The sequence below is a fragment of the Deinococcus arboris genome (assembly GCF_009755355.1).
Taxonomy (GTDB): domain Bacteria; phylum Deinococcota; class Deinococci; order Deinococcales; family Deinococcaceae; genus Deinococcus; species Deinococcus betulae.
The window spans coordinates 14,893-37,747 of sequence record NZ_WQLB01000023.1; the positions used below are offsets into that span (position 1 = coordinate 14,893).

Annotated in this window: 24 protein-coding genes and 1 riboswitch; of the genes, 11 read left to right on the forward strand and 13 right to left on the reverse strand. The window is 68.7% G+C overall.

The features are described from left to right. Nucleotides 1–143: 143 nt before the first annotated feature. The gene (locus GO986_RS15250) at nt 144–785 is read left to right on the forward strand and encodes a phospholipase A2 (RefSeq protein WP_157460169.1); all 642 of its coding nucleotides are present in this window, start codon (nt 144–146) and stop codon (nt 783–785) included. 362 nt (nt 786–1,147) lie between these two features. Here the strand turns inward: GO986_RS15250 and GO986_RS15255 are convergent, their stop codons facing one another. Beyond that, nucleotides 1,148–2,077, reverse strand: a complete 930-nt coding sequence (locus tag GO986_RS15255) for a nuclease-related domain-containing protein (RefSeq protein WP_157460170.1) — start codon at nt 2,075–2,077, stop codon at nt 1,148–1,150. A 59-nt stretch (nt 2,078–2,136) separates the two neighbouring features. Continuing rightward, a complete protein-coding gene (gene lysA / locus GO986_RS15260; RefSeq protein ID WP_369409404.1) occupies nt 2,137–3,285 on the reverse strand; it encodes a diaminopimelate decarboxylase in 1,149 nt (382 codons plus the stop codon). A 280-nt stretch (nt 3,286–3,565) separates the two neighbouring features. Between lysA and GO986_RS15265 the strand changes: the two genes are divergently transcribed. Both GO986_RS15265 and GO986_RS15270 read left to right on the forward strand, forming a co-directional pair. Further along, nucleotides 3,566–4,231, forward strand: coding sequence for a GntR family transcriptional regulator (locus GO986_RS15265; RefSeq protein WP_157460172.1), 666 nt, complete (start codon nt 3,566–3,568; stop codon nt 4,229–4,231). Continuing rightward, the gene (locus GO986_RS15270) at nt 4,224–5,066 is read left to right on the forward strand and encodes a sterol desaturase family protein (RefSeq protein WP_198170706.1); all 843 of its coding nucleotides are present in this window, start codon (nt 4,224–4,226) and stop codon (nt 5,064–5,066) included. Before GO986_RS15265 ends, GO986_RS15270 begins: the two co-directional genes overlap by 8 nt. Before the next feature lies 1 nt (nt 5,067). On the opposite strand, the gene GO986_RS15275 is transcribed toward GO986_RS15270, so the two are convergent. The 3 genes from GO986_RS15275 to GO986_RS15285 all read right to left on the reverse strand — a co-directional run bounded on the left by GO986_RS15275 (nt 5,068) and on the right by GO986_RS15285 (nt 6,934). Continuing rightward, a complete protein-coding gene (locus GO986_RS15275; RefSeq protein WP_157460173.1) occupies nt 5,068–5,541 on the reverse strand; it encodes a hypothetical protein in 474 nt (157 codons plus the stop codon). A gap of 175 nt (nt 5,542–5,716) precedes the next feature. Beyond that, nucleotides 5,717–6,304, reverse strand: coding sequence for a hypothetical protein (locus GO986_RS15280; RefSeq protein WP_157460174.1), 588 nt, complete (start codon nt 6,302–6,304; stop codon nt 5,717–5,719). A 180-nt stretch (nt 6,305–6,484) separates the two neighbouring features. Beyond that, entirely contained in the window at nt 6,485–6,934 is a 450-nt protein-coding gene (locus GO986_RS15285) for a hypothetical protein (protein ID WP_157460175.1), read from the reverse strand. A 64-nt stretch (nt 6,935–6,998) separates the two neighbouring features. Then, nucleotides 6,999–7,082, reverse strand: a riboswitch (cyclic di-GMP riboswitch). 253 nt (nt 7,083–7,335) lie between these two features. Here GO986_RS15285 and mnmA point away from each other — a divergent pair. After that, nucleotides 7,336–8,514 carry a tRNA 2-thiouridine(34) synthase MnmA gene (gene mnmA, locus GO986_RS15290; RefSeq protein WP_157460176.1) on the forward strand — a complete coding sequence of 393 codons (1,179 nt, stop codon included), beginning with the start codon at nt 7,336–7,338 and terminating at the stop codon, nt 8,512–8,514. 449 nt (nt 8,515–8,963) lie between these two features. Here mnmA and GO986_RS15295 read toward each other — a convergent pair whose 3' ends face one another. The 6 genes from GO986_RS15295 to GO986_RS15320 form a co-directional block, all read right to left on the reverse strand. Next, the gene (locus GO986_RS15295) at nt 8,964–9,332 is read right to left on the reverse strand and encodes a hypothetical protein (RefSeq protein WP_157460177.1); all 369 of its coding nucleotides are present in this window, start codon (nt 9,330–9,332) and stop codon (nt 8,964–8,966) included. Nucleotides 9,333–9,628: 296 nt separating this feature from the next. Then, on the reverse strand, nt 9,629–10,552 hold the full coding sequence (locus GO986_RS15300; protein WP_157460178.1) for a D-2-hydroxyacid dehydrogenase: 924 nt from the start codon (nt 10,550–10,552) through the stop codon (nt 9,629–9,631). 356 nt (nt 10,553–10,908) lie between these two features. After that, nucleotides 10,909–11,478, reverse strand: coding sequence for a GNAT family N-acetyltransferase (locus GO986_RS15305; protein WP_224572958.1), 570 nt, complete (start codon nt 11,476–11,478; stop codon nt 10,909–10,911). Further along, entirely contained in the window at nt 11,471–12,532 is a 1,062-nt protein-coding gene (locus GO986_RS15310; RefSeq protein WP_157460179.1) for a 3'(2'),5'-bisphosphate nucleotidase CysQ, read from the reverse strand. Before GO986_RS15310 ends, GO986_RS15305 begins: the two co-directional genes overlap by 8 nt. After that, nucleotides 12,513–13,286 (reverse strand): endonuclease III domain-containing protein, encoded by a 774-nt coding sequence (locus GO986_RS15315; protein ID WP_157460180.1) that lies wholly within the window; start codon nt 13,284–13,286, stop codon nt 12,513–12,515. The genes GO986_RS15310 and GO986_RS15315 overlap by 20 nt, the downstream gene beginning before the upstream one ends. Before the next feature lie 476 nt (nt 13,287–13,762). After that, the gene (locus GO986_RS15320; protein WP_157460181.1) at nt 13,763–14,335 is read right to left on the reverse strand and encodes a hypothetical protein; all 573 of its coding nucleotides are present in this window, start codon (nt 14,333–14,335) and stop codon (nt 13,763–13,765) included. A gap of 152 nt (nt 14,336–14,487) precedes the next feature. Here GO986_RS15320 and GO986_RS15325 point away from each other — a divergent pair, with 152 nt between their 5' ends. Together GO986_RS15325 and hisG are read left to right on the forward strand one after the other, a co-directional pair. Beyond that, complete coding sequence (locus GO986_RS15325; RefSeq protein WP_157460182.1) at nt 14,488–15,657, forward strand: ATP phosphoribosyltransferase regulatory subunit; 1,170 nt, start codon at nt 14,488–14,490, stop codon at nt 15,655–15,657. Further along, nucleotides 15,654–16,304: an ATP phosphoribosyltransferase gene (gene hisG / locus GO986_RS15330; protein ID WP_157460183.1), complete on the forward strand. Its 651-nt coding sequence runs from the start codon at nt 15,654–15,656 to the stop codon at nt 16,302–16,304. The genes GO986_RS15325 and hisG overlap by 4 nt, the downstream gene beginning before the upstream one ends. 41 nt (nt 16,305–16,345) lie before the next feature. Here hisG and GO986_RS15335 read toward each other — a convergent pair whose 3' ends face one another. Continuing rightward, the gene (locus GO986_RS15335) at nt 16,346–17,533 is read right to left on the reverse strand and encodes a MalY/PatB family protein (RefSeq protein ID WP_157460184.1); all 1,188 of its coding nucleotides are present in this window, start codon (nt 17,531–17,533) and stop codon (nt 16,346–16,348) included. A gap of 61 nt (nt 17,534–17,594) precedes the next feature. Between GO986_RS15335 and GO986_RS15340 the strand changes: the two genes are divergently transcribed. The 3 genes from GO986_RS15340 to GO986_RS15350 all read left to right on the forward strand — a co-directional run bounded on the left by GO986_RS15340 (nt 17,595) and on the right by GO986_RS15350 (nt 20,233). Beyond that, nucleotides 17,595–18,314, forward strand: coding sequence for a 5'-methylthioadenosine/adenosylhomocysteine nucleosidase (locus GO986_RS15340; RefSeq protein WP_198170708.1), 720 nt, complete (start codon nt 17,595–17,597; stop codon nt 18,312–18,314). A gap of 10 nt (nt 18,315–18,324) precedes the next feature. Then, nucleotides 18,325–19,269 (forward strand): LrgB family protein, encoded by a 945-nt coding sequence (locus tag GO986_RS15345; RefSeq protein WP_369409405.1) that lies wholly within the window; start codon nt 18,325–18,327, stop codon nt 19,267–19,269. Between the two features lie 355 nt (nt 19,270–19,624). Next, nucleotides 19,625–20,233, forward strand: coding sequence for a TetR/AcrR family transcriptional regulator (locus tag GO986_RS15350; protein ID WP_157460187.1), 609 nt, complete (start codon nt 19,625–19,627; stop codon nt 20,231–20,233). 82 nt (nt 20,234–20,315) lie between these two features. On the opposite strand, the gene GO986_RS15355 is transcribed toward GO986_RS15350, so the two are convergent. Continuing rightward, the gene (locus GO986_RS15355; protein ID WP_157460188.1) at nt 20,316–21,068 is read right to left on the reverse strand and encodes a helical backbone metal receptor; all 753 of its coding nucleotides are present in this window, start codon (nt 21,066–21,068) and stop codon (nt 20,316–20,318) included. A 101-nt stretch (nt 21,069–21,169) separates the two neighbouring features. Between GO986_RS15355 and GO986_RS15360 the strand changes: the two genes are divergently transcribed. Together GO986_RS15360 and GO986_RS15365 are read left to right on the forward strand one after the other, a co-directional pair. Then, the gene (locus tag GO986_RS15360) at nt 21,170–21,811 is read left to right on the forward strand and encodes a c-type cytochrome (protein WP_157460189.1); all 642 of its coding nucleotides are present in this window, start codon (nt 21,170–21,172) and stop codon (nt 21,809–21,811) included. A 184-nt stretch (nt 21,812–21,995) separates the two neighbouring features. Then, a complete protein-coding gene (locus GO986_RS15365) occupies nt 21,996–22,850 on the forward strand; it encodes a group III truncated hemoglobin (RefSeq protein WP_232337832.1) in 855 nt (284 codons plus the stop codon). Nucleotides 22,851–22,855: the final 5 nt, after the last annotated feature.

Here is a 22,855-nt window from a genome sequence, read left to right on the forward strand (position 1 = left end):
CGCCGCGCCCAGTCCCTCCCGCAGCAGTGGCCCCGCCTGCGCGGCTGTGACTTTTTAGACTCCCATTCTAGACATCCACCTGACAAACGTTTATAGAATTAAAGACGCACCACAATTCAAAGCCTGCTCGACAAGGAGTCCTTATGCGCCGAACCCTGGTTCCCGCCGTCATCCTTTCTGCCCTTCTTGCCGCCTGTGGTCAGACCGCACCCCAGACGGCGGCTACCGGCAGTGAGGTCAGCGCCTACGCCGCCCGCCCCGAACTGCAGGACGCCGACAGCCAGGCGATTCTGGCGCGCTACAGCAATGACCCCGAGCTGCTGAAGTCCCTGCAAGAAGCCTACGGCGAGCGGCCTACGGCGCTGAGCCTGCCTGCTGTGCCGGCCCTGACGGGGCTGGACTACGCCAGTGACCGCCTGGCGTATGTCAAGCGTGTGGGCTGGGGCACGGTGAGCAACTACAACGGCCAGTACAGCGCCTATGCGGGCACGTCCTCGCCCTACACCGGCCTGGACTGGAGCCGCGACGGCTGCAGCGCCCCCGACGGCCTGGGCCTGGGCTACCGCGAGGATTTCCGCCCGGCGTGCAACGTCCATGACTTCGGCTACCGCAACCTCAAGGTGTACCAGCGCACCGACGCCAACCGCAAAACCACCGATGAGGCCTTTCACACCAACATGAAGACCATCTGCGCGGCCAAGAGCTGGTATGCCCGCCCAGCCTGCGTCAGCGCGGCCTATGCGTACTACCAGGCTGTGCGCGTGGGCGGCAGCGGCAGCTTCTAACACAGGGGACGCGGCTGGCGGAAGACACTGCTGGGGACAGGGTCACTTCACCCTGTCCCCTTTTGGTATGGCACCGTGGCGGCTGAACCTAGAGCAGAAAGCCTGGGTCAGGCGCACAGCTGCACCGGGCTATGGTACGCCACGGCCTCCTACCTACACCAGTCGGGCCGCCGAGCAACGCCCTCATGCGGATGCCGCTTCATTGCAGCACAGCAAAGACAGGCACCGTCTGCGCTTCTATATCACGCAATCCACAGCTGTTCCTTCTCGCTCTCCTGCGGCGCTTTTCAAGTCTGCTGCGCCGCTTTCCAAGTCCGCTCGGATTCCACCCAGCATGCTGCTCGGTTCAATCGGCGTCCGGATCAGCCGGGGTTTGTCCAGTAAGACCAGCGGTGCCCGCCAGAACAGGTGGCCGTGAACTGTAGCCCCGCCTTGCTGAGACGGGCTGGCTGACCGCACTCGGCACAGACCGGTTTGGCGGGCGTATTGCCCGAGCAGTCGCCGCACTTCAGGTAGTAACCGTATTTGCCGTACTGCACGCTGAGGTGGGTGGAGTGACAGTCGCGGCACCTCACCGGGGGCTGCGGGCGGGCCTGCGCCTGCCTCTCCTGCGAAGTGCGCACCGGCGCGCTAGCGGCAGGGCGCTGCGGCGGCTCGGGAGCAGCCTCAGCCGGGGTGTGCTGGGCACGCAGAAACGCCTGTATGCGCGTCAGCTCTGCTTCGGTCAGGCCGAAGGTGCCGAAAGTTTTTTCAGCCTCCCGTTCAATAAGGCTCTTAACGCGGTCTGGGATCTGGTCGGCCTTGACCAGTTCGGGCACGTCCCGCTTGCGGGTAATGCGGCCCCCATCGGAAATAGCCACCAGCACGTCCCGCCTGACACCCGAAAAGGTCCGCTGTTTGAGGCCCAGCAAAGAGCGGTCCATCAGGTCTGTGGTGTGGTCAGCCAGCAGGGCCAGGAGTAAATCAAGTTGCCGCCGCGCCTGCAAGACCGGCGAGGCCATACCGCGCCCCTGGCGGTTCCACCAGCGGGTCCATTCCCCCTGCTCGTTGATGCTGACCTGGCCCGCCACACTCTTGCTTTCGACCACCACCAGGCCGTACCGGTGCAGCACGAGATGGTCCAGTTGCGCGACCTCGCCTTTTCGCTCCAGACGCAGATTATGAAAAACGAATTTGCGCGGGTCTTCACCAAAAGCCCTTTTCAGGTAAAAGGCCATCTGCCGCTCGGCCTCATAACCTGCCCGGCGCAGGGGATCAGTGAACTGCTGCGGTTCCAGCTCTTTGACGATCATGACCCGCCAAGCCTAGCGCGAAGCAGGCCAAAAAGCCCCTGTCAGCCGTGAAAAAAGCCTCATGCTAGGCTTTCTTCCAACCGCCAGATGTCCTGCGGCGTCTCGCGCCCGCGAATCACCGTCCACGCGCCGGCCTCGTACAGCACCTCGGCGGGGCGCGGGCGGGTCAGGTAGGTGCTGCTCATGGCCGCGCCGTAGGCGCCGGCCTCGTCAATGGCCAGGAGGTCGCCAGGCTGCGGCGCCGGCAGCGGCACGCCCCGCGCCAGCAGATCGCCGCTTTCACAGGCGGGGCCAGCTAGGTCCCAGGGGCCGGTGCCGGGGCGCGACCACAGGGGCCGAACCGGATGCTGCGCGCCGTACAGCATGGGGCGCAGCAGTTCAGTCATGCCGGCGTCCACCAGGGCAAAGGGGCGGCCCGTGACCTTGGTGCCCACCACGCGGGTCAGCAGCGTGCCGGCCCCTGCCACCAGGTAGCGCCCCGGTTCCACCCACAGCTGGGCGCCAAAAGCGGCGGCGGCTTCGTGGGCGGCGCGGGCGATGCCGTGTAGATCGGCGTCCAGGCTCCAGCCGCCCCCAGCATCCAGCACTGCCAGTTGCCCCGTGTGCGGGCGCAGGGCGCTCAGGCGCGCGAAGGCGGCCGTGAAGTCCCCAGCGTCCCGAATCGCGCTGCCGATATGCACGTGGAGCCCCAGGGCCTCGTGCCCGGCGTCCCGCAGGGCCTGGAGGACGCGCGGCGCCTGGTCGAGAGTCACCCCGAACTTGCTGCTGGCGGCCCCGGTGGCCAGGTGGTCGTGCGTGCTGACCTTCAGGGCCGGGTTAACCCGCACCAGCGCCCGTGAGGCGGGGGGCAGCAGCCCCACCTCCTCTTCCCGGTCCAGAATGAAAGTGGCGCCCAGCCGCCCGCCCTCGGCGTATTCCAGGGCCGTTTTGGCCGGACCGTTAACCAGCACCTGCTCGCCTCCTGCGCCGGCATGGGCGGCGCGGGCCAGTTCTCCGGCGCTGACGCACTCGAAGCCCACACCCGAGGCGTGCAGGCGGCGCAGCAGGCTCAGGTTGGGGTTGGCCTTCATGGCGTAATACACCTGCGCGCTGCCGAACGCCGCCCGCACGCGGGCCAGAGCGGCGTCCAGTTCGGCGGCGTCGTAGACGTACAGGGGCGTGCCGTAGGTCTGGGCTGCGGCGTGCAGGGCAGAGTCGGGAATCGTCACGCGGCGAGTGTAATACGGACACCGGTGCAACCGGTTGCACCACCCGTGAAACCCGAGCGGACTCCCAAAACGGCGCAGCACGCCCGGAGAGGTGCGCAGAGCAGCGAGCAGGAGGACAGCGGGCGCCAGGCGTGGAGTTGAGTCATTCGCGCTCTCCCGCCCGGTCAGCAAGGTAGACGCCATTCATCTCACTGGCCCCACCCCGCTTGACAGGCCGCAGAGGTCAGCCCAAACTGGTCAGACCACTGACCACTCTGCTTAATCCTCCGGAGGCCCACCCATGACCCTGCCCCTGCGCCCCGCCCTGCACGCTGAAGACACGCTGCTGTCGCGCCTGCTGGACGGCACCTACCCACCCGGCAGCCTGCTGCCCGCCGAGCGCGAACTGGCCGCCAGCCTGGGTGTCACCCGCCCGACCCTGCGCGAAGCCCTTCAGCGCCTGGCCAGAGACGGCCTGCTGGAGATTCGCCAAGGAAAACCCACCCGCGTGCGGCACCCGGAAGAAGGGGGGCTGCGGGTCCTGGCCCACCTGTCGCGCACGGGCGACCTGGGCAGCCTGGTGCCGCACCTGCTGGACCTGCGCGCCGCGCTGCTGCCGCACTGGATGGCCGCTGTGCACGACCCGGCCCGCTTGCAGGCCCACCTGGCCGCTCCACCCACCACCGAAGCCCCCGAGGACTTCACCGCCTTTGACTGGACGGTGCAGCACCTGGCCGCCGAGGGCAGCGGCAATCCCCTGGCGCCGCTGCTGCTGGGCGCCTTTCATGAGGTCTACGGGCGGGCCGGGCCGCTGTACTTTGCTGCCCCCGCCGCCCGCGAGCGCGCCCGAGACCACTACCGCGCCCTGCACGCCGCGCTGGCACTGGGGCCAGCCGCCGCGCGCCAGGTGGCCCTGACCACCGCGCTGGATAGCGTGGCGCTGTGGCAGGAGGCGGCCCGTGGTTGACCTGCTGCAAAAGGCCGTGCCCATCTTCGTGCTGTCACTGCTGATCGAGTGGGCCGCCTACTATTTTCTGCGGGACGACCATGATGGGGACAGCGCCGACCCCAAGAAGGGCTACGCTCTGCGCGACACTGCCACCAGCCTGAGCATGGGCGTGGGCAATCTGCTTATCAACGTGGTCTGGAAGGGTGTGGTGGTGACCATCTACGCCGCGCTGTACGAACTGACCCCGCTGCGGCTGCCGCCGGGCGCCTGGTGGGTGTGGGTCCTGCTGTTCTTTCTGGACGACTTTGCCTACTACTGGTTTCACCGCATCAGCCACGAGGTGCGCCTGTTCTGGGCCAGCCACGTCGTTCACCATTCCAGCCAGCATTACAACCTCTCCACGGCGCTGCGCCAGACCTGGGTGCCGATGACCGCGCTGCCCTTCTGGCTGCCGCTGGCCCTGCTGGGCTTCGAGCCGTGGATGATCTTGCTGGCCCAGTCGTGGAACCTGCTGTACCAGTTTTTCGTTCATACCGAGCGCGTGGGGCGCCTGCCCCGCCTGATCGAGTACGTGTTCAACACCCCCAGCCACCACCGCGCCCACCACGGCAGCAACGACGTGTATCTGGATAAAAATTACGCGGGCATCCTGATGCTCTGGGACCGCCTGCTGGGCACCTTTCAGCCTGAAACCGAGCGGGTGCGCTACGGGCTGGTGCAGAACATTCACACCCACAATCCTGTCGGCGTGGCCTTCCATGAATTTGCAGCCCTGTGGCGTGACGTTCGGCACGCACGCGGCTGGCGCGAGCGCCTGAACTACCTGCTGCGCCCGCCCGGTTGGAAACCGTGACCTACTGACCCCAGCGCAGCGTGCTGGCCACCTGCGCGGCCAGCCTGTCCCAGACAGCCCGCCGCGCGACCGGATAGACCACCAGCACCGCCGCCTCTTCCCCGTTCCTGACCAGCACTTTCTGATAGAAGATGCGCCCGTCTTTCTGAAAGCCGCTCAGGACAAACGCGCCGGGCAGCAGCCGGCGGTAGGTCAGGCGCGCACCCTGCTCCCGCCAGCCCTGCGCTGAGTGGGCCATCCAGGCGGCCGGGGTGGCCTGATTCAGCACGCCCGGCGCGTGGCTGCCCCAGACGCTGACCTTCACCTGCCCGTCGGCACTTTGCCAGCTCTGGCCGTCGCCGTTGTCGGGTGAGCGCTGGGCCTGTAGGCCCGCCGGCGCGGCCACAAGGTAGCCAAAGCGGGCGTTGCCATACGCCGTCAGGGGCGCGGCCAGGGCCGCAGAAGCCAGAACAAGAGCGGCAGGCCACAGGCGCATGCGCCCAGCCTACCGCGTCTGTCTTACGGGCTCCGGTAGAACCGGGCCTTCTCCCTGGTGAAAGTCGAGCAGAGTGAGTAGGAGAAACGACGGACAGCCGCGAGACAGAGGCGCAACCGGCGCCCTTCTTTTCTGTCTTGAAGCGGCCGTCTGTGTCACCCCCAGGGGCGCGCCCCTACCACGACATATTGACGCCCACGCCGCCGCCGACCTGCCCCGTCTTCGTGTCCACGCTGAGGTTCACCGAGGCGTTCCAGCGCAGGTCCAGCGGTGACTGGGGCACGCCACTGATTCCATAATTCATGCTGGCGCGGCTGGATGAGGGCGAGTAATTGAGAGACAGCGACTGGTTTACCGTTTTGGCCGCCGCCACCGTGTACGGGGCCGAAGCCACCAGTTGCCCTTCACTGTTCAGAAACGACAGCACGCCTGAATGCGGGGCCGTTGCCAGCAGGGTCACGCTTTGCAGGGTGTTGGCACTCAGGATCAGGCGCTCGTCGCCCGCCTGGCGCGGTGTCAGGCGGGCGTCACTGGCGCGCACGCGCACCTCGGCATTCACGGGGCTCAGGACCGAAAAGGTCAGCATGCCGGCGCTGTGGCCGGGGGCCAGCCGCAGGGCCAGCGCCGCCGGCTGCACCCCAAGCGTGCGCGCCACCTCCAGTTTGGGGGCGGCGCCTTCTTTGACCGTAATGCCCACGGGCGGCGCCGAGAACTGTGCCTGCGCGCCGCCCAGACAGCAAAGAACCAGGAGGAATCGTTTCATGGCTTCCCTTACGGCTTCCGGCTAGAACGCCACCACATCGCAACAGCACCGATATGCAACCTCCACGCCCGGAACCCGTCTTTCTCTCTGTGGTCGGATAGAGTCGTCGTTGCCAACGAGTCAACCGGAGCCCGGATGAGGTGGCGCGCCGGGCGGCTCTGGTCCCGGCGCGCCCGCCCCTCAGCTGTAGTCGCTCGTGCCTTCCAGGCTGAAAGTCACGGTGACGGTCTTGCCCGCCGTCGCCGAAATGGCGGCGTCGCTGGGCAGGCCGATGGTGTACTGCAGTTCGCCCGTGCCGCCGGGGGCCAGGGTCAGGCTGCCCGTGACGGCCGTCACGATCACGTTGCCCTGGTAACTGCCCGTGACCGCCGAAGTGCCGGTGACCACGATGGGCCGGTCGGTCGTGTTGGTGACTGGCACGCTGATGGTGTAGGTGGCTCCAGGCCGCAAGGCCGAGGCGTCCAGATTCAGGGCTGTGTCGGGCACCTCAAAGTTCACGGCCTCGCCGTAGGCGCCGCTGGCGGTGACCGTCATGGAGGCGCGGTCGTAGGTGTCGCCGGTCGAGGTCTCGGCCAGGGCAGAGGGCAGCAGCAGCAGGGTGGTCAGGGCCAGCACAGAAAATTTACGCATGGGGAAACTCCTTGCCAGACGCAGGGTCTGGACAGTTATCGCTGGCCTGCCTGAGACAGAAACAGCGTGGAAAAGCCGGTCGCACCACTGGCTCGGCGCGTTCCAGGTGCCCGGATACAGAACGCGTTTCGTCGCCTCTTCTCGTCTGGAGGGTCCGGAGCGAGATGGGGCAACTATAGCCGCGCCTTCTCACACCCTCGTCACGCTGGGCTCAGGGTTTGAGGATGAAGGCGGAGGGAGTATCCGCCGTCTGGGTGAGTGTTTTTCGGGCTTCGCTTTTGAAACCGCTTCCTGACTGCGCTTTGTCAGACGAATCGGGCACAAGATGAAGGCCGCCCGGCTGGCAATTGCCGCGCGCCTCACTCCGGGTTGTGCGCCCCTCTGCTAAGCTGCCCGGCTGTATGAGCGCGCCTGCCCCCCTGCCCCAGCCGGTCTCCTCTCCTGCCACAGCCGCCGGGGAGCGCGTGCTGTGCGCCATGTCCGGCGGGGTGGACAGCAGCGTGACGGCGGCGCTGCTCAAGGACCAGGGCTATCAGGTGGTGGGCGCCATGATGCGTTTCTGGCCCGACGACAAGCGGGTGGACACGTTCGACACCTGCTGCTCGCCCGACGCCGCCTACGAGGCCCGGCGCGTGGCCGAACAGGTGGGCGTGCCGTTTTACCTGCTGGATTACCGCGAGCAGTTTCAGCGCCACATCGTGGGGCCGTTTCTGGATGAATACAGTAAGGGGCGCACGCCCAATCCCTGCGTGAACTGCAACACCAAGGTCAAGTTTGACGAGCTGGTGAAAAAAGCCAAGATGCTGGGCTGCCGCTACGTGGCGACCGGGCACTACGTGAAGCGCGTGGAAAATGCGGCGGGCGAGGTGGAATTCTGGCGGGGCGACGACCCCCGCAAGGACCAGACTTATTTCCTGTGGGGCACCCCGCGCGACGCGCTGCCGTACATTCTGTTTCCGGTCGGCGAGCTGGAAAAGCCGCGCGTGCGTGAAATTGCCGAGGAACGCGGCCTGCTGACCGCCCGCAAACCCGAAAGCCAGAACATCTGCTTCGTGCCGGGCAAGGTGCAGGACTTTGTGGCCGAGCATCTGCCCCAGGCCCAGGGCTACATCCGCGAGATTGCCAGCGGCGAGGTCGTGGGCGAACACCTGGGCACGCAGTTTTACACCCTGGGCCAGAAGAAGGGCCTTGGGCTGTACCAGACCCACCGCGTCCGGCATGTGGTTCACCTGGACCCGGCCACCAACACGGTCTGGGTGGGCGACCACGACGAGTGCCTGTGGCCAGGACTGCGCGCCAGTAGCGCGAACTATCTGGTGGACCTGGCCGAATTGCCGCAGGAGCTAGATGTGCAGGTGCGCTACCGCACGGCGCCCGTCAAGGCGCGTGTGGTGCGGGCCGATGAGCACGGCTTTGAGCTGGCCTTTGCCGAGCCTCAGTTTGCTGTGGCCCCTGGTCAGAGCGCCGTGCTGTACGCCGGGCCGCGCCTGCTGGGCGGCGGGCTGATTGAAGACCATACCCGCGAGCTGCCGCCCCTAAAGCCCGCCCCGAAGAAGCGTCCCGCTGTACAGCTGAGCTGAGGGCAAAGGCCGAAGAGGCACTGACGCTTAAGGTAGGAGATGACAGAGGGCGGCTGCGGCGATAGCCAACGGTCCCGCTGGCAGAGAACGCCAAACAGCAAGCTGAAGATTCCAGCGGCTATTCGAGCTGCTGCTGGCTCTGCTCAGGTGTGGCCACATCTGGCCCCCGGCCACGCTCATACGGCTTCCGTCTGTTTCTCTGGCAAACCGGGAGAGCGCCAGGTGGCATACCCCACGCCCGAAAGCCGTTTGGCACCTCATCACACTGCGGCGCAGCTTTTCAAGTTCGCTTGGATTCAAGCGTTTTTGTAGACGATTGAATCCGGGTCCGTCTCATAGCGGAACTCAGCGTGGTTGAGAGGTATGATCTTCAACCACGCTAAGGCGAACACAGTTAGTCTCTGCAACAGACAGCGGCAAAAGAGGAGTGAAGAGGCGTCGCTGGCCCCTCAATGGAACTGGCAGCCGCTGTCAGGCCCCGTAACCTTCAGATGCCGACGAACCTCGGCCAGACCCATCAGCAACCCAGCCCGGCTGATCAGGCCAAACGGCAGAATCTCGGGCAGCAGAATCAGGGGCAGACTTAGCCACAGCCACCGCCGCCCCGTCACCACCAACAGCGCGCCGTACAGCACCACCGAGGCCAGTCGGGTGGCGTACATCACCCCAAACGCAACCACCTGACCAGAGCGCCCAACCGTCAGCATGGGCAACACCACCAACAGCACCCCCAGCACACCAAACCTCAGCGTCCAGCGCCACAGCCGCCAGCCTCGCTGCTGGTGCTGGCTATCCAGGCGGGTCATTCGGGGCGTCATCTCAGGGCCACCGGGGGACATAGCAAGCTGTGCGGGCGCAGGCGGCGGGGTAAGCCGGATAACTCCGGGTCAGGGCGGCCTCCTCGCGCCCAGCCTTGACGGGATGACATCCCCAGTAGGAAGGGCCACACTCTAGCAGTGCTCCCCAGTCACCAGGTCTAGCAGGGGCGTCAACTGTCGGCTCAGGATAAAGGCACTCCAGACGGGCAGCTGTGGGTCTCCGCGTCTGACCAGTCAGCCGTTCAAGCACCGGGACTGCCCATGTCACCCCTCACTCAGCAGCGGCTGGGCCGACATCAGTACGCCTGGCCCGGCTCCACGCGACCTTCGGGGTCGCGGCCCTGTTGCAGGTCAATCAGAAAGTCGCGGGTCAGCGCGGCGCCTCGCGCCACGAGGTCAGCGGTGGTGCTGGCAATGTGGGGGGTCAGAATGACGTTTGGCAGGGTCCACAGCGGGTGGTCAGCGGGCAGCGGCTCGGGGTCGGTCACGTCCAGCACCGCGCCGCCCAGGTGGCCAGCCTCCAGCGCCGCCACCAGGTCGGCCGCGACGACCAGGCCGCCGCGCCCCACGTTGCACAGCCACGCGCCGGGATTCAGCCGGGCCAGCACATCGGCGTTCACAAGTCCCTTTGTCTCCGGCGTCTGCGGCAGCAGCAGGACCACCCAGTCGGCCTGCGACAGCAGTTCGTCGCGCTCGGCCTCAGAGGTGCCGCTGCGAATCCCACTGACCTCGGCGCCGTGCGGCGTGAGCAGCGCCTCCAGCTCACGGCCAATGTGCCCGTGTCCCCACAGCACGACCCGCGCGCCGTCCAGGGTGGCCAGCCCCGACTGCCCCGGCGAAGGCGGGGGTGCCCACTCACGGCGGGCCTGGGCGTCCCGGAAGAGGTGCAGGCCGCGTGACGCCGCCAGCACTCCGGCCAGCGCGTGTACCGCCACCGCGCGGCTGTGCAGGCGGCTGGCGTTGTACAGGGTCACCCCCTCTGGCAATTGCCCCTGCACATGCTCGATGCCCGCTGTCAGGGTCAGCGCCCAGGCCAGCCCCGGCACCGCCAACAACCGGGCGCGGGTGTCCGGGCCAGTCAGCCACAGCACCGCGCCGTCCGCCGCCCCTTCGGGCACCTCGGTACGGGTGTAGAACGCGAGGTCCACGCCAGGGACGCCGCCCTCATCGTGGGCTGCCAGGGCACGGAAGTCGGGCAGGTCGGGAACAAGAACGCGCATGTCCCGTATTTTGCCCCGTTCCTCAGACGCCGCAGAGCAACCTCAACCGGCGCTCAAGACTTCAGGGGGAGGACATCTGAACATCGTCCATCTCTCCCTGTACCACGCTGGCTGTTCACATGAGAGACCGATTCCGTCTGCTTCGTTGAAACATCGGAAGAGAATCAACGTGTCAACTTCACGCCTGTCAGCCCAGTTTTTCTTCCTCACGCTCTGCTGCGAAGCGCTCCGAGCCTGCTGGGCTGCTTTCCAAATCCGCCCGGATTCCATCGGGTGTGCAAACGACTGAAGCCGAGTTGATATGACACTCGTCTCAGGCTGCGGAGTGCTGTATCAGAGTCCCCAGACCCTGCTCGTCAACTCTCACCAGCCTCGCCCTGCGCTGTCAGCCAGGCCTGCCGGGTCAGCTCCATATGGACGTCGGTGCGGCCGGGGCGGGTGGTGCGGCCCACCTCGTGAAAGCCGCAGGCAGCAAAGGCCCGCTGCGCGCGGCGGTTGTGGGCAAAGGTGGTCAGGCGAATACGGGTCAGCGGCGTGTCGCGTTCCTCAAAGGCCCAGCGCACCAGCGCCCCCACAGCGGCGCGGCCGTAGCCCTGACCCCACAACGCCGGCAGCCCAATCATGACGCCCAGGGTGGCGGCCGTGGGGGTCAGCGGGGGCGGCGGGCGCAGGTCGTACAGTTCGGCGCTGCCGATCAGCTGCCCGGCCTCGTCCAGCACGCCAAAGCCAGCGCGCTCGCCGGTGCGTTCCTCGTCCTGCATGACGCGGCGAAACAGCCATTCCGGCATGCGGATGGGCCGGGCGTCGTTCCAATCGGCCAGTTCGCGGCTGCGAAAAAACCCGTGCAGCGCGCGCCACTCCGGCGGCGTGAAGTCCAGCACCGGCTTGAGGCTCACGCGCGGCACTCCTGGCGCGGCTTCAGTCACGTGGAGGGCTCGCCTCCGGCCCCGGCTGCACCGTGCCCAGCGCGCGGGTCACGTCGCGGGTCAGCCGCTCCAGATGAAAGGCGTCGCCCTCCGCGCGCTCGACCCGGCGGGTCGGCAGGTCCATGACGAGCAGCGCCAGGACCTCGCCCCCGGCATGGCGCATGAACACGCCAGGGTGCTCTGCCAGCGCTTCTTGATCCGCCGCGCCCAGCAATGACCAGGCCGGATCGGCAGGGGTCAGCCCCAGGTGAGCGGTGGGCAGGCGGTGGGCGCTCAGCGCGCCGTCCAGCCACGCCAGGGCGCCGGGTTGCCCACCGATCAGCCCCTGCTCGATGTGCGGGCGCGGCTGGTTGTAGCGAACCGGGCGACCGTCGCGGCGGCGCAGGTCGCCCCCAGCGGCGCGCAGCAGGGCGTGCCCGGCGGCAATATCCCACTCGCTGCGCGGCGACATGGTAAAGGTCACGTCGGCCTGACCAGCGGCAATGCGGGCCAACTTCAGGGCAATGCTGCCGCTGGGCACCATGCCGGGCAGCGGCACGGCGTGCAGTTCGCGGCTGTGCTCGGTGTCCGACACCGCCACCCGCCACTCCGGGCCAGCCGCCGCCGGGGACACGGGTTGACCATTCAGGGTCACGCCGGCCCCCACCACGCCCGCAAATAATTCATCGGTGGCCGGGGCATAGACCACGCCCAGCACGGCTTCACCGTCCACAGCCAGGCCGATACTGACGCAGTAGTCGGGACTGCCGGTGGAAAACTCCTTGGTGCCGTCAATGGGGTCAATGATCCAGACCCGACTACGGGTCAGGCGCTCGGGGCTGTCGGCCTCCTCTTCTGACAGCAGGCCGTCATCCGGAAAGGCCTGCGCCAGGCCGCGCGTAATCAGCGCAGAGGCCTCGCGGTCGGCAGCGGTGACCGGGTCGTCGGCGCTGGTTTTGTGTTCCACGGTCAGGCCCACGCGCAGGTGAGAGAGCAGCAGCGCGCCGGCCTCGCGCGCCAGCCGCTCGGCGGCCTTTTGCTCAGGGGCTAAGAGGTCAGAAGAAAACGTCGTCATCTGCCTCCGAGGATAACGGCCGGCCCCCGGACTTCGGCCCCAGCAGCGCCGCCGAGGGGCACAGCTCCTGCAGGACACAGCGGTCGCAGCGCGGATGGCGGGCGGTGCAGGTGGCCCGGCCATGCCGCACCCCGGCGACATGTAGGGCCAGCCGGTCGGGGGCCGTGCGCGGCGTCACTGCGTCGTACCAGCGCGTGACGCGCGCGGCACTCCAGGCGTCCGGCACCCACTCCAGCCGCCGCGCCAGCCGGTCCAGATTGCCCTCGACCGGCATGGCCGCGCGGTGCAGGTCAAACAGCAGCAGCAGGCTGGCGGTGTGCCGGCCCACCCCCGGCAGACTTTCCAGGGCGGCGCGGGCCTGCTCGTCCGTCAAGTCGGCCAGGTCGCCCAGACCCAAGGGGTGGCCACCTGCCTGGGCGCGCTCGGCCAGGGCCGTCAGAAGGCCGTACAGGTGCGCCGCTTTGGCCCGGTGCAGGCCACCGCCCGCACCCTTCAGGGTGGTTTCTATACCGTCGGGGCCGTCCAGCAGCGCCGCTTCCCAGGCGGGATAGGCCGCCCGCAGCGCACGAAACTGACGGTCGGCAGCCTCACGGGTATTTTGCTGACCCAGGATGGTGCGAATCAGTTCATTCAGCAGGTCCGGCTGACGGGTGCGGGGCAGCGCCGCGCCGTCCGGCAGATAGGCTGCTGCCAGGCGGCGCGTGACTTCCGCGAGGGTGTCAGGCACCGAGAACACTTCAGGAACGCGCGGCATCTCTGGCAGGCTAGGACGGCGCCGGCACAGACACCGTGGCGGCGGGCGCGGTTGACTGGCACCACGGGGAAATCGGGCGGCCGGGTCCTGGGCAAACCTCAGCGGATTTCACACGGCTCCCGAAAAATTCTGGCAATGCACTGCGGAATTTTTCCGACCAGACCTGGACAGCGGCGCCGCAGGCTCGGAGAGCTTCGCAGAAGAGGGGGCAAGAGAATGGACCTCCGCGCCTTGGAGAAACCTCTGGTGGTGGCCCGGAGATTATAAAAATGGACGGAGGCCACATCAATGGCGCCTACGCCGCCTGCCGGCTGACCCTACTGTTTCATCCGCTCAGTGCTGTCTTTGCGGCGAGACCCTTTCATCTACTGTTGTGGCTCAAATCCAGTCTCAAGCCTAATCGCATGAACCACGACAGCCCCCGAAGGAACCTATTCACTATGTCACCCTCTGAGCCGTCTCTCTTCCTTCAGGCCTTACCGGGCGCGCAGGGCGGTGCGGTTGCCGGCTGTATCAATAGCCTGAATATCGGCCCAGATGCCGGTGGTCTCGGCGTAAAACTCCACGCTCTGCCCCGGCGTGATGTTCAGGCGGTTGCCGTCCACCGTGATTTGCGCCACCCGCACGTTGTCCGTCACGGTGCCGGCCACGCGAATCACGGTGCCGCTGCGTTCAAAGCGCGTGACCTTGATGACCGGGCGCGTGGGGTCCACGCTGACGGGCAGGACCAGACTGGAGGTGTTGCCCGCCGCGTCCTGGGCGGCGATGGTGTAGCGGCCGGTGGGGGTGCTCAGGACCGCCTGAAACTGAAAGCGGGCAATCTTGTTGCTGCCCGGCTGGATGGGAATGGGCTTGCCGTCCACCGTGATCTGCGTGACACCCACATCGTCCAGCACGTAGCCCTGAATCAGAAAGCGGGCGCTGGTGCCGCCGTTGCCTGCGCCGCTGGTCACCGAGATGCGCGGCTTGAAGGTGTCGGTGGTGCGGGCGCAGCCGCCCAGTGTCAGGCTCAGGGCGGCGCCCAGCAGGGCAAGGGCGGACAGACGCATACGGGGAGCAGTATAGAGGCCGCTGGGGACAGCGGCGGTGGAAGAGGCCAGGCGTCAGGCAGAGAACACCTGCGGCCCAACCCACCTGAGGCACACCGTCCTGCCCCACCCGTCTTGACGGCCTGACCCCCACTCCACTCGCCCGCCCTACAATGCCCGGCGTGAGTTCTGCCGTCCCCACCGACCCCGCCGCGCCGCGTCTGGCGGCCATTCCCGAAGGCACGCGCGACGTGCTGCCCCCCGAGTGGGCGCAGCGCGAGGCCATTCGCGCGCAGCTGTCGGCCTGCTTCAGCCGCTGGGGCTACCGGGGCGTGGAGGTCCCAGCCCTGGAATACGCGGCGCCCCAGCATCCGCAAGACGCCCTGGCCTTCAAACTGATTGATTCGGGCGGGCAGGTGCTGGCGCTGCGCAGCGAATTCACGACGGCGGTGGGGCGCCTGGCCCGCACCCGCTTCCCGCAGGGGCCGTATCCGCTGCGGCTGCAGTACAGCGGCCGGCTGTGGCTGCGCGCCCTGAGCAGCGAACTGGGCCGCCTGCGCGAATTTAACCAGCTGGGTGTGGAGCTGCTGGGCGTGGCGACGCCAGCCAGTGACGCTGAACTGCTACACCTGGCTGCCGCCGCCCTGGACGCGGTGGGGGTAGGGGCGCAGCTGGAAGTGGGGTACCCCGGCTACGTGGACGCCGTGCTGGAAGACGCCGGCCTCCACGGCCCGGCGCGCGCCGCCCTGCACGACGCGGTGGACCGCAAAAGTGGCGCCGATGTCGAACTGCTGGCCGGGCAATTCAGCCTGGACACCGACACCCGGCGCACCCTGCACGCCCTGACCGACCTCTACGGCGGCCCCGAGGTGCTCGACGCCGCCGAGGCGCTGGCCGGTGGCGAGCGGGCGCGCGAAGCGGTGGCCCACCTGCGGGTGGTCGCCGCGCGCTACGGCGGGCCGCTGCTGTTTGACCTGGGCGTCAGCCGCCGCTACGGCTACTACACGGGCCTGACCTTCCGGGCCTACGCGGCGGGCATCAACCAGCCGGTGCTGGGCGGCGGCCGGTACGCTCTGGACGGCGGCGCCCTGCCCGGCGCCGGCTTCGCCCTGGGCCTGGAGCGCCTGATGCGCGCCCTGGCGCCCAGCCTGCCCCCCGAGCCAGAGGTGGTGCTGGCCCTGGACCTGACAGCCGCCCAGGTGGCCCGCGCCCAGGGGCTCTATGCCGAACTGGCCTGGACCGACGACGAGGCGCAGCTGCGCGCCTTTTGCGCCGCACGCGGCATTGGGCGCTGGGTCAAAAGTGGCCCGGCCGGCGCCGAATTTACGGCGGTGAACGCATGACCCCGGCCCCCACCCACGGCCCGCAGCACCTGACCCTGGCGCTGCCCAAGGGCCGCATTCTGGAAGAAGCCGTGGCCCTGCTGGCGCGCGCGGGCCTGCCGCTGACCGTTCCCGAGAAGTCCCGAGCCCTGCGCCACGAATTTCCGGGCGTCACTGTGCTGGAGCTGCGCAATCAGGACGTACCCGTCTACGTCGACCTGGGCGTGGCCGACGCAGGCATCGTGGGCAAGGATGTGCTGCTGGAATCTGGCCGGGCCGTCTACGAACCGGTGGACCTGCGCTTTGCCGGGTGCCGCCTGTCCCTGATTCGGGAGGTCGGGGCCTCGGGCGACATCTCGCGGGTGGGCACCAAGTACCCCCGCGCCGCCCGCGCCTACCTGAACGCACGCGGCATCCCGGCCGAGATTGTCAAGCTCAGCGGCAATATTGAGCTGGCGTGCCTGACCGGCCTGGCCGACGCCGTGGTGGACCTCGTACAGACCGGCAGCACTCTCAGGGCCAATCACCTGGAAGAAGTGGACGTGCTGTTTCACTCCAGCGCCCGCCTGATCGTTAACCGCGCGGCCCTGAAGGTGCGCCGCGAACGCCTGCGCCCCCTCATTGAGGCCCTGCGCGGGCTGACGCAGGACGTGGAGGGTGGGGAGTAGAGGCCGGCACAGCCCCCGACCCATTTCCTACGCCCCACTGCCTACTGACCGAACGCTGCGGTCATCCGTTCCAGCGCCTCGGCCAGCAGCGCCCGGCTGGTCGCAAAGTTCAGGCGCACGAAGCCCTGGTACTGGGCCTTGTGCGCCTCATGGGCAAAGATGGGACCGTCATGGACCGCGACGCGCGCTTCTTGCAACAAGAACGCCTGCATGTCGCCCGCGCGGGGGTGGGCGCGCAGGTCCAGCCAGGCCAGGTAGGTCGCCTCGGGGGCCTGCACGCGCGCCCAGGGCCAGTGGGTGTGCACGTACTCCACCAGAAAGTCGCGGTTGCCGCGCAGGTAAGCCAGGGTTTCCGAGAGCCAGGGGCCGCCCTCTTTCAGCGCGGCGCGCCACATGGTCACGCTCAGGGCGCTTTCGTGGCCCATCAGGCCGCCTGCTGCCCGGCGCACCCGCGCCACCAGGGCCGCGTTGTGGCTGACCATCGCGCCGATGCCCAGCCCCGCCGTGTTGTACGCCTTGCAGGGCCCAGTCAGGGTCAGGGTGCGGCTCTGCACGCGCGGGTCGGCGGCAAAGGCCTCAAAGGGTTCACCGGTAAAGCGCAGGTCGGCGTGCAGCTCGTCACTCATCACGAACAGGTCGCGCGCCAGCACCAGCTCGCGCAGGCGGCGCAGTTCATCGGCGGTCCACACGCGCCCGGTGGGGTTGTGCGGGTGGCACAGCAGCAGCAGCCGCGCCCCGCGTGAGGCCGCGTCCAGCGCCGCCCAGTTGATCTCGTAGCCGGTGCCCGTCTCGCGCAGCGGCACCCCCGCCACCCGGCGCCCCTGATCGGTGATGCTCAGGTGAAAGGGGTGGTAAATGGGGGTCATCGTGACCACCGGCTCGCCGGGGCTGGTCAGGGCGTGAACGGCGGCGTAGATGCCCGGCACCACCCCCGGCAAAAAGGTGATGCCCCCTTCGGGCAGGTCGCCCAGGCCCTGACCAGCGAGCTTCTCACTCAGGGCGGCTTTCAGGGCTGGGTCGCCCATCAGCTGCGCGTAGCCCAGACCATGCTTCAGACGGTCTTCCAGCGCGGCCACGATGGGCGGCGCCACCGGATAATCCATGTCGGCGATCCACAGCGGAATCACGTCTTCGGGGTGCAGCGTCCACTTGAACGAATCCGGGTGGCGCAGGGCGGCCTGGTCCAGCGTGTCGCGCGGGTCGAGAACCGGCGGAGGGGCGTCCGTCATGCGCCGAGCATACGCCCGCTGTCTGAGGAAAGGCGGGGCGGCCCACAGTATGCTGGGCGCCATGCTGGCGATTATCGGTGCGATGGACGAAGAAATTGAGGTCTTGCTGGCCGACTTGCAGGCCCGCGAAGACCTGACCTTTCCCGGCGTGACCCTGCACCGGGGCGCCCTGGACGGCGTGCCGGTGCTTCTGACGCGCGGCGGGATCGGCAAGGTGAACGCCGCCATGACGACCACCTACCTGCTGACCCAGGGGGCCACCCGCATCATCTTTACCGGCGTGGCCGGCGGCGTTCACCCGGACCTGAAGGTCGGGGACATCGTGGTGAGCACCGACTGCGTGCAGCACGACGTGGACGTGACGGCGCTGAACTATCCCATCGGCACCGTGCCAGGCGAAACGCCGTCCTGGGCCGCCGACCCTATCCTGCGCGCGGTGGCCCTGGAAGCCGCCGGGGAGGTGCCGGGCGTGCGCGCCCTGGAAGGCCGGGTGGCCAGCGGTGACCAGTTCATCGCCTCACGAGACGAGGTCGGGCGCCTGTGGACCGCCTTTGGCGCCGCCTGCGCCGAGATGGAAGGCGCGGCGGTGGCCCAGGTGTGTGCCAAGGCGGGCGTGCCCTTTGTGGTCATCCGCTCGGTCAGCGACACCGCCGACCAGGACGCCCAGGTGGATTACCACGAGTTCATGCCGCAGGTGGCCCGCCACGCCAAACAGGTCGTGCGCGGCATGCTGGCCCGCCTGAGCGGTCAGGCGCCGGCCGCTGGCCCCAGCGCGGGCTAAAGAGGCGCCTGTGCCGGCCCCAGCGCGCTTTGTCCTGGGCCTAGGCGTGCTGCTGGCATTTGCCGCAGCCGGCCAGGCCCTGGCCAGCGGGCTGAAACTGCCGCTGCCCGGCCCGGTGCTGGGGCTGGCGCTGCTGTGGGCCGCTCTGGCGCTGAGGCTGGTGCGCCTGCACTGGATCGAGGACGCTGCCGACGGCCTGCTGGGCGTGCTGGGGCTGCTGTTCGTGCCCGCCACGGTCGGCTTCGTTCAGTTTCTGGGTGCGGGCGCGGCGTGGGCACTGTGGCTGCTGGTGCTGACCGCCGGGCTGCTGCTGGCGTTTGGGGTGGGCGTCCTGGCCCAAACCCGCGCTAAAACACCGCTGGCCAACCCGACCCTGGTGGCGACCCTGCTGGTGGCCGGCGCGCTGTTGGTTCTGGCTGTGCCCTACGCCCACTACGCGCAGGCCGTGCAGCCCCTGACCAGCTTGCTGGCCCCAGCGGTGGTGGCGCTGGCCGCGCCACTCTACCGGCACCGGGCGCTGCTGCGCCGGCAGTGGCAGGCACTGGGGTTGGGGGGAGCGCTCGGCACCGGGTTGGCCGTGGCCGCCGACGCTGGTTTGGCCCACCTGCTGAACCTGGCCCCGGAGGCCCAGCGTGCCCTGCTGACCGCCCCCGCCACCAGCCCGGTGGCCCTGCAACTGGCGCCGCTGACCTACGCGCCTCCTGCCCTGGCCGCCACGCTGGCCGTGCTGTCGGGCCTGGTGGGCGCGCTGGTGCTGCCGTCAGTCCTGACCCGGCTGGGTGTGGGGCACCCGCTGGCCCGCGGCGTGGCGCTGGGCGCGGTGGCCCACGGCATCGGCACTGCGCGGGCACGCGAGGAACACGCGCAGAGTGGCGCGGCGGCCTCGGTGGGCATGGGGCTGGCGGCGCTGCTGGTCACCGGGTTGGTGGGGCTCTTGACCCGGCTGGGGGGGTAAGACGGCGAGACCCAGGCCAGAGAGCGGGCACACCCTGAGGCAGAGCCCGGAACGTATGGGGCATCAAAGGCAGAAGGTCAAGTCAAAGCGTTCGGCTGGGTTGCGGTGGCTAAGGTCATCTGGCAGGTCTCTGTAGTCAGGACAAACTCATGCCCCCCATCGCTTCTTTGTTGCTTGCGCGTTCACCCCCACAGGTGACCACCAATCAGCCCAGACATCAGCCGGTGAGCCGATCACACGGGTCAAGGGCCTTCTGCCAGTTATACCTAACCTCATGGCCAAACCAGACAAGTCAGCACGTGGTCTGGCCCAGGCTGGTTGACGCCGCCCCCTGGCCTCCGGGATGCTGGGCGGCATGGCGCGCAAGGTCAACCCCATTCAGGACCGCGCCCGCCGCGCCGCCCTGGAACGGGCCGCGTACCTGGCCATCTACGAGCGGGGCTACGCCGACGTAACACTGGCCGACATCGCCGCCCACGCCGGGGTCAGCCGGGGCACGCTGGTTTACCACTTCGGCAGCCGCGCGGGGCTGCTGGGCGCCGTGATGCGCCGGTTCTCGCGCACGATTGCCGTCGCCACCCGCCGCGCCGTGCGGCAGGCGACCACCCCCGACGACAAGCTGCGAGCCTACGTCGAAAACCAGTTTTATGGCGTCGAGAACACCCGCCGGTTTTATACGGTGTCCCTGGATTTTCTGGCCGCCGCCACCCGCGACCCTGAACTCATGGCTGTGCAGCGCGCCTTTTTAAAAGAGTCCCTGGCCGTGGACCTGGAACTGGCCCGTCTGGCGGGCGAGACCGGCGCCCCAGGCCGCGCCCGCCTGCTGCGCGCCATCGTGGAGGGCCTGAGTGTGCGCTTCCTGGCCGACCCCGAACCCGATCTGGCCCAGTACCGGGCTGACTGCCTGACGGGGCTGCGGGCGGTGCTGGACAGAGGGGTGGAGGGCGGAGGTTGTGGGATGTAGGAAAGGCAGCAGCACAGTTTCATCTCACGTTCTTCCCGCGCATCGCCGCATGCCAGCCACGCCCCTCATCTGTTCCCACTCCCTATAGGCCACACCCCACCACCCGGCTGTCTATCGCTGCCCGAATCTGCCGCGCCCCCTCAATCAAACGGGGGCCAGGGCGGCCCAGCCCACTTTCGGGCACCGCCACCACCGGCACGCCCAGTCCCCGCGCCTCGATGACCTCGGGGCGCAATTTTTTCACGCCGCACCATGAACATACGATCAGGTCGGGCTGCGCCTCACGCACCTGCTCCAGCGTCAGGGGGCGGCTGCGGCCCTCCAGGTCGGCCAGGGCGTTGACAGCGCCCAGCCCTGCCAGCAGGTCCGTCACCCAGGACTCGCGGGTGGCGGCAATGATGGGCCTGGGCCACCACTCCACCAGCACGCGGGGGGCGCGGGGGGCAGGGCGGTGCAGGGCGGCCAGCTCGGCCTCCAACGCCTGGGCCACCTCCTCCCCCCGGCCCGGCAGCCCCAGCAGCGCCCCCACCTGCCGGATGCTGGCCACGGTTTGCGGCACGCTCGTCGGGTCCAGGATGACCGTCTCCAGGCCGGCGGCCTGCACCGCCTCGACCACCCGCTCCATGCCGGGCACACTCAGGGACGCCAGCACAAGGTCGGGACGGGCCGCCACCAGCGCCGCCACATCAATATTCAGGTCGGGCCCCAGGCGCGCGGCGTGGTCCAGCCCCGGCGCGTCACTGTGACTGTCGACCGCTACCAGCAGGTCCGTGGCCCCCAGGGCGTGCAGGATGTCGGTGTTGCTGCACGTCAGACTGGCCAGGCGCGGGGACATAGACCGCAGTCTAGAGCGGGCCGCCGCGCCCGTGTCCAGACCCCACGAAGTGCGCGCCAGCACGGGCAAACGCCCCCTGACCGTATGGTAGGCTCGGGGGTATGAAGAACACGTTCGCCGTCACCATGACGCTGCTGCTGGCCCTGACGCTGGGCGGCTCGATTGCCGGCTACCGCATCGCCACCACGCCGCACCACGAGGAAGAGGCGCACAAGGAAACCCCCACCCCAGGCAGCGAGGAAGCCCCCAGCCCCAACAGCGCGGCCACGGGTGCAGAAGGCGACGCCAGCGCGCAGGGCGACGTGAGGGCCGAGAACGACGGCGGCACCCAGGCCGGCGAGAACGGCGCCGTGATTGCCAGCAGCGACCTGAAAACCGGCGACACCCCCGCCGCCAGCACCGAGGGCACCGCCGAGAACACCCCGCCCAGCGAAACCGTGGGCCAGACGGGTCAGGAACCCGCCGACACGGCCGCCGCCGCCGAACCCGAAGGGGACCCTTCTGCAGGCGGCAAGCTGTTTGTGGGCAACTGCGCCGGGTGCCACGGCCCCGAAGGCCAGGGCGGCGTCGGCCCGGCCCTGAGTCAGGTCAAGGAATGGAACCTGGCACAGTTCACGGCTGTGCTGCGTGAAGGCAAGACCCCCGAACGTGAACTGTCGGCTGTCATGCCCCGCTTTAGCGAGCAGCAGCTGACCGACTCGGACATTGCCAACATCTACACCTTCGTCAAGACCCTCAACTGAACAAGGGCGGCGGGCGAGCGGCCTTCCCTTGCGGGGGGCCGCTTTGCCGTTATCCTGCGCCCATGGAATGGGGCTCTCAGCGGTCCTCTGAAAGGTCAACTGCCGACCCGGCACACGACGGTGGGATGAGCACAAGACAGAATGGCATGGCGGCCCACACGGCGTTCTCGCAGAGGCGTGCTCGATGACTGCCAGCAGCCCGCTGACTCCTGGGCCACTGCTCTCCACCTCTCCCCTGCCGGACTGGCCAGGCGTAGAGGAGGCCACTCTGACGGCACTGCCCTGTGCGGGCGCCCTGCTGCTCCCCCACGACGGTCTGCCGGTCGCCGATGTGCAGGGCCAGCCGGCGCGCTGGGCGGCGCTGAATCTGGTCAGCAGCGCCCTGCGGCGGGGCGTGCCGGTGCTGGGCTGGGGCTCGGGGGCCGCGCTGCTGGGGCGGGCGCTGGGCGCCGCCGTCACGGCGGGTCAGCCCGACTGGTCCGCCGCTCCGCGCGGCGCGCAGGTCCACGGCTGGTCTGGGCTGGTACCGCGCCACTGGACGCTGGGCCGCGCCGTCGCCTGGGCTGACCCCGAGGTGCCCCCGCAGGTGCGGGCCGATTTTCTGGCGGCCCTGCCCGACTGGACCTCGCGCGCCCCCGCCTCACCGCTGGAGGAGGTAGGAGGCAAAACGGCCCTGCGCGCCGTGGTGGCCGAGTTCTATGCCCGCGCCCAGGCCGACCCGCTGCTGGGCCCTGTATTTACGGCCCATGTTCAGGACTGGCCCGCCCACCTGCACCGGGTCACCGCCTTCTGGGTCACGGTGCTGGGCGGCGCCGAGAACACCGCCCCCCCCTGGCGCGGCAACCTGAACGCCGCGCACGCGGGCCTGGGGGTGCGCGGCGAGCACCTGGCCCGCTGGCTGGCGCTGTGGGCGGCCACCGCCCACGACCTGCTGCCCGCTCCGGCCGCTGGCCTCCTGGCTGCCCGCGCACAGACCATGGGCGCGCGCCTGGGCACACGACCGGGCCTGCGGGGAACTTCTGGGCGCCCACCCCCGTAGCCTGG

What these genes read in the sequence shown, in the direction of transcription:
- GO986_RS15250 (WP_157460169.1), top strand. Translation starts at nt 144, where the DNA reads ATGCGCCGAACCCTGGTTCCCGCCGTCATCCTTTCTGCCCTTCTTGCC.
- GO986_RS15255 (WP_157460170.1), bottom strand. Translation starts at nt 2,077, where the DNA reads ATGATCGTCAAAGAGCTGGAACCGCAGCAGTTCACTGATCCCCTGCGC.
- GO986_RS15265 (WP_157460172.1), top strand. Translation starts at nt 3,566, where the DNA reads ATGACCCTGCCCCTGCGCCCCGCCCTGCACGCTGAAGACACGCTGCTG.
- GO986_RS15275 (WP_157460173.1), bottom strand. Translation starts at nt 5,541, where the DNA reads ATGCGCCTGTGGCCTGCCGCTCTTGTTCTGGCTTCTGCGGCCCTGGCC.
- GO986_RS15280 (WP_157460174.1), bottom strand. Translation starts at nt 6,304, where the DNA reads ATGAAACGATTCCTCCTGGTTCTTTGCTGTCTGGGCGGCGCGCAGGCA.
- GO986_RS15285 (WP_157460175.1), bottom strand. Translation starts at nt 6,934, where the DNA reads ATGCGTAAATTTTCTGTGCTGGCCCTGACCACCCTGCTGCTGCTGCCC.
- mnmA (WP_157460176.1), top strand. Translation starts at nt 7,336, where the DNA reads ATGAGCGCGCCTGCCCCCCTGCCCCAGCCGGTCTCCTCTCCTGCCACA.
- GO986_RS15295 (WP_157460177.1), bottom strand. Translation starts at nt 9,332, where the DNA reads ATGACGCCCCGAATGACCCGCCTGGATAGCCAGCACCAGCAGCGAGGC.
- GO986_RS15300 (WP_157460178.1), bottom strand. Translation starts at nt 10,552, where the DNA reads ATGCGCGTTCTTGTTCCCGACCTGCCCGACTTCCGTGCCCTGGCAGCC.
- GO986_RS15310 (WP_157460179.1), bottom strand. Translation starts at nt 12,532, where the DNA reads ATGACGACGTTTTCTTCTGACCTCTTAGCCCCTGAGCAAAAGGCCGCC.
- GO986_RS15315 (WP_157460180.1), bottom strand. Translation starts at nt 13,286, where the DNA reads ATGCCGCGCGTTCCTGAAGTGTTCTCGGTGCCTGACACCCTCGCGGAA.
- GO986_RS15320 (WP_157460181.1), bottom strand. Translation starts at nt 14,335, where the DNA reads ATGCGTCTGTCCGCCCTTGCCCTGCTGGGCGCCGCCCTGAGCCTGACA.
- GO986_RS15325 (WP_157460182.1), top strand. Translation starts at nt 14,488, where the DNA reads ATGCCCGGCGTGAGTTCTGCCGTCCCCACCGACCCCGCCGCGCCGCGT.
- hisG (WP_157460183.1), top strand. Translation starts at nt 15,654, where the DNA reads ATGACCCCGGCCCCCACCCACGGCCCGCAGCACCTGACCCTGGCGCTG.
- GO986_RS15335 (WP_157460184.1), bottom strand. Translation starts at nt 17,533, where the DNA reads ATGACGGACGCCCCTCCGCCGGTTCTCGACCCGCGCGACACGCTGGAC.
- GO986_RS15340 (WP_198170708.1), top strand. Translation starts at nt 17,595, where the DNA reads ATGCTGGCGATTATCGGTGCGATGGACGAAGAAATTGAGGTCTTGCTG.
- GO986_RS15350 (WP_157460187.1), top strand. Translation starts at nt 19,625, where the DNA reads ATGGCGCGCAAGGTCAACCCCATTCAGGACCGCGCCCGCCGCGCCGCC.
- GO986_RS15355 (WP_157460188.1), bottom strand. Translation starts at nt 21,068, where the DNA reads ATGTCCCCGCGCCTGGCCAGTCTGACGTGCAGCAACACCGACATCCTG.
- GO986_RS15360 (WP_157460189.1), top strand. Translation starts at nt 21,170, where the DNA reads ATGAAGAACACGTTCGCCGTCACCATGACGCTGCTGCTGGCCCTGACG.
- GO986_RS15365 (WP_232337832.1), top strand. Translation starts at nt 21,996, where the DNA reads ATGACTGCCAGCAGCCCGCTGACTCCTGGGCCACTGCTCTCCACCTCT.